Consider the following 8223-nt stretch of genomic DNA (forward strand, 5'->3'; position numbering starts at 1 on the left):
GGGGATAATGGGGGATCAGACTGATCACACCACAGCGTCTGAAAGTCCCCCTTGTTAAGGGGGATAATGGGGGATCAAACTGTATCACACCACAGAGAAAACTACTCTATCTGTGGGGGCAGTGCGTCCCCGCCTGCCTGACATCATTCCCCGCCTGCCCCGAATCCTTCTAAGTCGGCAAAATATTCCGATCAAAAATCTCCGTCGGTATCGCCACCGTACAGCAGGCATTGGGAATATCCACGATGCCACTGATTCGCCCTTCAACCGGCGCCGAACTCAACAGCAAATAAGCCTGTTCTCCTGTAAACCCAAACTTCTTCAAATACTCGATCGCATTCAAACAAGCCCGACGGTAAGAAACGTGAGCATCCAAATAATACTGCTTCCCGGTAAACTCGTCCACCGAAATTCCTTCAAATACCAAATACTCGGAATAACGCGGCTCCACCGGGCCCGGTTTAAAAATCGGGTTCACCATTCCATACTTCTCCACCCCACCTTTAATAATATCAACGTGGAGGTCAATAAAACCCGACATTTCGATCGCACCACAGAACGAAATTTCCCCATCTCCCTGGGAAAAATGGATGTCCCCCATCGACAATTTCGCCCCGTCCACATACACCGGGAAATAAATCCGCGAACCCCTCGACAAGTTCTTGATATCGCAGTTTCCGCCGTGCTCCCGGGGCGGAACTGTCCGCGCCGCTTCCGCCGCCACCCGGTCAAAATCCGACCCCTTCAACGTCCCCAAAACCGCATTTTCCGGGTTCGGCAACGCCGCCAGGGGGGGAATTTCCGGCTTCCAAACCGGACCCCCCGTTTCCACCAATTCCCGTTCCCGCCGGTTCCACTCCCTTAACAGTTCGTGGGAGGGCGCACAGCCGATCAATCCGGGGTGGGTGATGCCGGCAAAACGCACTCCTGGAATGTGACGGGAACTCGTATAAATACCCTGCAAATCCCAAATTGCTTTCGCCGCGTCGGGGAAATGATCGGTTAAGAAACCGCCCCCATTTTCCCTCGCAAAAATTCCGGTAAATCCCCACTCGTCACCCTGCAAGGCACCGATATCGAGGATATCCACGACTAAAATATCCCCCGGTTGGGCGCCGTTGACGTAGATGGGGCCGCTGAGGACGTGCACCACCGTCAAATCCACGTCCCGCACGTCGTCGGGACTGTCGTTATTTTGGATTTGTCCGTCCGTCCAGTCCTTGCATTCGATCCGAAATACGTCCCCGGGATTGACGGAAACCACCGCCGGAATGTCGGGATGCCAGCGGTTGTGCCCCGGCATTTCCTGTTCGGACATCGGTTTGGTTAGATCGACTTTAAAGAGTGTTTCCGGCATATTTATTTTCCCGATTGATAATCGCTATTATTGAAGTTTTGGAACGAGAGAAATGGCGATCGCATGGCTCCCGAATCGCGATCGCTCGATTTCATCTTCCACAATTCCGAGTTAAGGTATCTTGACCGATCGCCCCGGGAATAAAATGTAATTTTGGCTACAATCTCACAATTTTTGCTTGAAGAATTTTAAAATTTTACAATGATAATCATTCTTAAAATTGATGTTATAAACCCATAAATATAGTCGAATTTTAATCGACAATTCAAAAAATTTTTGATTTTTTAAGGATGGGGATTGACAAGCGCCAAAAAATCCGGTATGATATCCTTAATAATGGTAGCTCGACCATTATATTGATTTTTTATTCAACACAACGAGTTGGGGATCACCCGGGGACTCATTTTCGGCGAAATCCCAGGTCTGCGATCGCGTCCCTAAAGCTTCATGGAAGACAGACCGCTGCGGGGTTCAAAGCTGCGGTTTTTGGCGATCTTCTCGTAACACTCCCGCTCGATGGCGTTGAGATCCTTCGGCGGCACCACCACAACTTTCACGAACTGATCGCCCCGTCCGCCCCCTTTCGGTTTCGGCCAGCCCTTGCCCCGCAGGCGCAGGGACTGCCCCGAGCGAATCCCCGCCGGAATATTCATCGTTACCGGGCCGTCGGGGGTGGGTACGTCGATAGACCCGCCCAAAACCAACTCGTCCGGCGCCACCGGCACCTCACAGGTGAGGTGGTCCCCGTCGAACTTGAAAAACGGGTGGGGTTCGATCTCCACCTTCAAATACAGGTCGCCGCGCCGCTGGGTGTAGGTGTCGGCTTGGCCCTGTCCCCGCACCCGAATTTTACTCCCCGGCTTCACCCCCGCCGGAATCGACACTTCGCCGCCCTCCACGCGCTTGCGGGTGCCGCGAAACGCCTCGCCGAGAGTCAGCGTCACCGTCGCCTCCAGGTCCAGGCCCGCGCCGTAGCCCCCCGCCGCGGCGAAATCCTCAAATCCGCCGTATCCCCCCGGGCGCCCGGAACTGGTGCGGTAGGAATAGCTGCGGGAGCGAGAACCCGGCCCCCCGGCGGTCCCCCCCGCCGCGGCCCGTCCCAGCAGGGAATTGATGAACTCGTCGAAACTGCCGAACTGGCTGAAATCGAACCCGCCAAAGTCCGTGGCACCAGCGCCACCGGGCCAACCCGCACTGCCCGCCTGATTCCAATACTGGCCGAAGCGATCGTATTTCTGACGTTTTTCCGTATCGGAGAGGACTTCGTAAGCCTCGTTCACCTCCTTGAACCGCGCCTCCGCCTTCTTGTCGCCGGGATTCATGTCGGGGTGATACTTGCGGGCCAGTCTGCGATAGGCTTTTTTGATGTCGTCGGCGCTGGCATTTTGACTCAGGCCGAGAATTGCATAGTAATCCTTATAATCTGTCGCCGGCATTCTCTACTCTCCTGGTGATCTCGTCGTCCGTCGTCATGGTACGGGTGGTGTTTGCAGGTGTGCGGCCGATCGCGCGCGATCGACGCGATCCGATCCAGCCTACCAAAACCTGACCTCAAACTTAGTACGGTTTTTCCAAATCCGACAATCGCAATTTCCGTACCGAGAACGATTAATAATTAATAATTGAGAATTGATAATTACCTATTCCCCCCACCCCAATTCGATCAGGCGGTCGAACCCGTCCTGGAGGGTCGGGGGGGCATCGGTGAGTTGGCGGTGCATTTTGAAGATGACCGCTTCGGGGACCCGGCGCGATCGCTTCCGGTTGCGATCGAGGCACAATTCCAGGGGAGAATTAACCCACAAGCCGGAAACCGACTCGAACCCCATCCGCCTCACCTCGCGGAGCGCGTCCCGGCGGTTGCGTCGTCGGGCATTGGTGGCATCGTAAATCGCCACGGCTTGCTGAGTCATAGCCTCCCGAAATTGTTCTCGAACCCGACTCCAAATCGGCAACCACGGCCCCTGAAACGCTTCATCTCCGAACAGTTGCCCCCGGATCGCGTCCGTTGAGATCCACCGGTAGGACGGGTCGCCTTCGGCCAGTTTTTGAGCCAGAAAGGACTTCCCGCTGCCGGGAAGCCCTATCATCAGGATCAGTCGAGCCATCGAAATAATCGGGTTTTGAGTGGGGGAAGGTCAGAAGGTTGGAAAAAACCTCCTTTCCTTCGGAATCCGACCGGGCGTCTAGATCACCGTCCCGTCCGGAATCACCGCATTTTTGAGAATCACCGTGATCCCGCTGCGGATGTAGAAGCCGAGATCTTCCTTTTCGGACTCCTCGACGCGATCTTTGTTGATGATCTGGACGTTGCGGCCGATGCGGGCGTTCTTGTCAACGATCGCCCGCCGGATGGTGGTGTCGTTACCGATGCCCATCGGCACCTGGCCCTTTTGCATCCCGGACTGGCGCTCCGCGAACGGTTCGTAGAAATCCGAGCCCATCAGCAGGGTATCCTCGATCACGCAGCCGGACTCCACCCGCGATCGCAACCCCAGAACCGAGTGGTCGATGCGGCACTGCTTCAGGATCGACCCTTCAGCCACGATCGACTCCGTGATGTGGCAATCGAGCAGCTTCGAGGGGGGCAAATAGCGGGAGCGGGTGTAAATCGGGGCCTTTTCGTTGTAGAAGCTAAAGGGGGGCTGCGGTTGCTGCGTCAGCGCCAGATTCGCCTCGTAAAACGCCTCAATCGTCCCGATATCTTCCCAGTAGCCGTTGAACAAGTAAGCTTGAACGTTGTGGTCGGCCGAGGCAGCGGGGATGACCTCTTTCCCGAAATCCGTCTGGTCGGGGGCCTGCTTGAGCAACTTGAACAGAACGTCCCGTTTGAAAACGTAGATCCCCATCGAAGCGATGTAAGGGGACTCAGCCGCCTCCTCCGGGGACAATCCCAGGGTACTCGTATCCACCGCCATTTTCTTGAGGTCTTCTCCCTTCGGCTTCTCGCTGAAATCGATCACCCGGCCGGTGCTCTCGTCAATTTTCATCAGACCGAAGGCGGACGCCCGCTTTTCATCCACGGGCAGCACCGACAGGGTGATGTCGGCGTTCGTGTCGATGTGGCGCTGGACGAAATCCCGGTAGTCCATGCGGTAGAGGTGGTCCCCCGACAGGATCAGCAAATGTTCGACGTCCCACTCCTCCATCAGCCACAGATATTGGCGCACCGCGTCGGCGGTTCCCTGGAACCACTGGGGATTGGTGACACTGGTCTGTTGGGCCGCGAGCACCTCCGCGAAGCCGTCGGTGAAGCCGGAAAAATTGTAGGTGCGGGCGATGTGACGGTTCAGGGACGCCGAGTTGAACTGCGTCAGGACGTAAATTTTAAGAATTTCTGAGTTGATACAATTGCTGATCGGGATGTCGATCAGGCGATATTTGCCCGCCAGGGGAACGGCGGGTTTGGCTCGCATCTTCGTCAGGGGGTAGAGACGAGTGCCGGCGCCACCACCCAGAATCACAGCTAATACTTGTTTCACGTGAAATTACCTCTCAACTGCCGATGATCTCCCAAAATTAAGTGTCCGATTCTATGGCAATCTTGGCAAGGGGGAAGCCTCAAAAGTCGGGTTAAGGTTGGGTTACGGTCAAACCCGACACCTCGAAATCGGAGCGGGACGGCCCCAGAGCGATCGCCGCGTGTGACGAATGGGGAATGGGGAATCGGGAATGGGGAATCGGGAACTGAAACCGCCTCGATTCAATAGGCCAACGCCAGACTGGCGATCGAACGTGATTGTCGGGGGTCGGAACGACCCGATTTATACCCTCAAAAGTCATCAGTTAGCCTGGCTCCGATCAAACCGCAATTTCCGGCCCGATCAATCTATCCGAAGTGGGAAATTTGCCGCCGTGTCCCGGCGGGTTTCAAATTTGGGCGAGATGCTCTTGGAGGAGGCGGTGGATGAACTCGTAGCGATCGCCCATTTTTCGCAGCAGCAGCCGTCGCGCCGCGTCGTTCAAAAACTGGGCGTAGTTCCAGGGCGCGTCCCCCTCCCCCCAGAGGACGAATCGCAGGGCCAGCCGCTCGATCGCCCACCCCAGGGACAGCCACTCGTAGCCGGCGGCGACCGCCAGTCCCAGCACCATTCCCGTCGCCAACAGTCCCACCGACCCCGAAATCGCTCCCAGGGCGATGACCGCCACGACCCCCCACCAGATCACCCCCCCGACCGCCCGTTCGGCCAGCCGGTAGGCCCGCTCTTGCTCCGGGGTGTGCAGCCACGTTTTCGGGATGCGATCGAGGATGAAGGTCTGGGTTTCTTCCCGCTGCATCCGCTTCGCCAGCTCCGTCAACCAGTGGCGAAATTGTTCGGAAGTGTACTTTTTTTCCGCCTCGCTCAAGCCGCGATCGCGGGTCGCGGAAATTTGGTGGCGCAAATAGGCGTTCAACAAATACTGCCGTTGTTCGTCCAAGGTGTCCAAATGCTTCCAAGACGAGATCAAAATATTCTCGTAAGCCAGGGTCATCAGACTTAAAAATAGCGGCTTTTTTGCCAACTTCAAAAGTTGCGGGTCGTTTTTGATATCATTCCAAAGCTCCCGACTTCTCGCGTCGATCAAATAGGTTTTGACTTGCCGGCGGGTGAGGGGCCGCAGCAAAATGGCACCGTTGAGCCGGAAGCGGTTTTCGCAGCGGTGGTAGGCTTTCACGCCGCTGCAGACGACCAGGTGCAGGGGCGAGAGATTGCCCTCCAACAGGTCGTTGATTTCTCGAATGCTCGCTTCCCGCCGCCCCGGCTCCACTTCGTCCAACCCGTCGAGCAACGGCAGGATCTGGAGCTGTTCCATCCAGTAGCGGGCCACGTCCGGGGCGATCGCGTATTTTTTCTGGATCTGGCCGACGATCCAATCCTCGATCGCCTCGCACCCCACCCGCCAGCCGGACAAGTTCAGCCAGACCGGCATCGGTTCGTGTTCGTCCTTGAGGGCGCGATCGACGAGTACCTTGGCCAGTCCCACCAGGGTCGTCGTCTTGCCCGAACCCGCCCCCCCCAAAATCAACAGCCGCCCCCCGATGCGATCGAACACCTCGATAATTCCCGTATTCGCCGAGAGTTTGAAGCTGGGGTGGTTGCCGATTTTCACCTCCACATCCCAGGACCGCCGCATTTTCAGCGGGGGCTTTTCCCCAGCCAACTGCGTCAAGACCGCCCGGTGGGGCAGGTGCAACCGGTACTGTCTCACCTCCCGTTTGACCTGGAGGAGCAGTTGGTGGCGTTTTTGAGAGGATAGCCGAGTTGCACTCAATCGAGACATTGAATTTAGACAAAAATAAGGGCGGTCCGGATCGCGGCGGGATGTTCGGGCGATCGGGAATGACGCACGAAGGCTCTCATTATATCGCGCCGCCCGACGGCGGACGAACGGCGTCCGACCGGAACGGCCGCCCTGTACCGCCTCCCCCCGATCGCCCGGCGGTGCGTCGAACTCCGGGAACCTCGGAACCGACAGGAAACCCGAAAATAGCAATCCTTAGAAAAAGCGCGATTTTGATGGCTTCCAGGCAGGCGGTATCGAAGCCGGTCGAAGAGGATGTCAGATTGTTACAAACAGTTGCGATCGCCCCGCCCTTACAAATATCCTGATCAATTTAGAACACCTAGATAAATCATAGCCACGATCCCCGTCGGAGCGGGATTCACAACCAAACGACGGCGATCGCTGGGATTGTAACAAACATGGCACAAGATCACAAGTCAACAGTTATAGTCACGGGTGCCTCATCGGGGGTCGGCTTGTATGCCGCCAAAGCCCTTGCCAACAGAGGCTGGTACGTGGTGATGGCTTGTCGAAATTTGGAAAAGGCGAAAGCCGCCGCCCAAGAGTTGGGAATTCCCGAAGACAGCCACACCGTTCTCCATATCGATCTCGGTTCCCTCGACAGCGTCCGGCGGTTTATCAACTCCTTCCGGGCGACGGGCAGGACGCTGGAGGCTTTGATCTGCAATGCGGCAATTTATATGCCCTTGATCAAGGAACCCCTGCGGAGTCCGGAAGGGTACGAACTGACCATGACCACCAACCATTTGGGTCATTTTCTCCTCTGCAACGTCATGATGGAGGACATGAAGCGCAGTCCGGCTGAAGACAAGCGGATGGTGATTTTGGGCACCGTCACCCACAACCCCGACGAACTCGGCGGGAAAATTCCGCCCCGCCCCGATTTGGGCGACCTCGAAGGCTTCGCCAAGGGCTTCAAAGAACCTGTTTCCATGATCGACGGCAAGAAATTTGAACCCGTCAAAGCCTACAAAGACAGCAAGGTGTGCAACGTCCTCACCATGCGGGAACTGCACCGCCGCTACCACGACTCCACCGGCATCACCTTCACCTCCCTCTACCCGGGATGCGTCGCGGATACCCCCCTGTTCCGCAACCACTATCCCCTGTTCCAGAAACTGTTCCCCCTGTTCCAAAAGTACATCACCGGGGGTTACGTCTCCCAGGAATTGGCCGGGGAACGGGTCGCCGCCGTGGTCATTGACCCCGAATACCGCCAGTCCGGCGCCTACTGGAGTTGGGGAAATCGCCAGAAAAAAGATCGCGAATCTTTCGTCCAGAAAGTCTCGCCCCAAGCCCGGGATGATGAAAAGGGCGAAAAAATGTGGGATCTCAGTCTGAAATTGGTGCAACTGGCTTAATGTTTTGAGTCTCAAAAATTGAGAGGATTAAAGCCGGATATTTCCGGCTTTTTTTGGGTTGAAAGATGGGCGATCGTGTCGTTACCAGCTCTAGAAACGGGAGTCGGTTGTAGGGATTGACAAGTCTCACTCGTCCGGCGTGTATAGCGCTGCGCGCGGTCCTCGGCAGTCGGTATTAGGGAGTCGGAAACTGAAACGGCTTTTCTATAAGGGTTTGAA

General features: G+C 56.5%; 8 protein-coding genes. 2 read left to right on the plus strand and 6 right to left on the minus strand.

Annotated features, from left to right (window positions below):
• Positions 1–169: 169 nt before the first annotated feature.
• The 5 genes from fmdA to AC0QHF_RS04445 all read right to left on the minus strand — a co-directional run bounded on the left by fmdA (position 170) and on the right by AC0QHF_RS04445 (position 6619).
• The gene (gene fmdA, locus AC0QHF_RS04425; RefSeq protein WP_324702976.1) at positions 170–1357 is read right to left on the minus strand and encodes a formamidase; all 1188 of its coding nucleotides are present in this window, start codon (positions 1355–1357) and stop codon (positions 170–172) included.
• Positions 1358–1794: 437 nt separating this feature from the next.
• A complete protein-coding gene (locus tag AC0QHF_RS04430) occupies positions 1795–2793 on the minus strand; it encodes a DnaJ C-terminal domain-containing protein (RefSeq protein WP_324702977.1) in 999 nt (332 codons plus the stop codon).
• Between the two features lie 204 nt (positions 2794–2997).
• Positions 2998–3465, minus strand: coding sequence for an AAA family ATPase (locus AC0QHF_RS04435; protein ID WP_324702978.1), 468 nt, complete (start codon positions 3463–3465; stop codon positions 2998–3000).
• A 78-nt stretch (positions 3466–3543) separates the two neighbouring features.
• Positions 3544–4839 carry a glucose-1-phosphate adenylyltransferase gene (locus tag AC0QHF_RS04440; RefSeq protein WP_324702979.1) on the minus strand — a complete coding sequence of 432 codons (1296 nt, stop codon included), beginning with the start codon at positions 4837–4839 and terminating at the stop codon, positions 3544–3546.
• Positions 4840–5227: 388 nt separating this feature from the next.
• Positions 5228–6619, minus strand: a complete 1392-nt coding sequence (locus AC0QHF_RS04445; protein ID WP_324702980.1) for an NACHT domain-containing protein — start codon at positions 6617–6619, stop codon at positions 5228–5230.
• On the opposite strand from AC0QHF_RS04445, the gene AC0QHF_RS04450 reads away from it, so the two are divergent.
• Positions 6619–6948, plus strand: a complete 330-nt coding sequence (locus AC0QHF_RS04450; protein ID WP_324702981.1) for a hypothetical protein — start codon at positions 6619–6621, stop codon at positions 6946–6948. The genes AC0QHF_RS04445 and AC0QHF_RS04450 overlap by 1 nt on opposite strands.
• 93 nt (positions 6949–7041) lie before the next feature.
• A complete protein-coding gene (locus AC0QHF_RS04455) occupies positions 7042–8004 on the plus strand; it encodes a protochlorophyllide reductase (RefSeq protein WP_324702982.1) in 963 nt (320 codons plus the stop codon).
• 11 nt (positions 8005–8015) lie between these two features.
• Here the strand turns inward: AC0QHF_RS04455 and AC0QHF_RS04460 are convergent.
• On the minus strand, positions 8016–8223 hold a 208-nt coding region (locus AC0QHF_RS04460; RefSeq protein ID WP_324702983.1), incomplete at its 5' end, for a hypothetical protein.

It is taken from the genome of Lyngbya sp. CCY1209 (assembly GCF_055795065.1).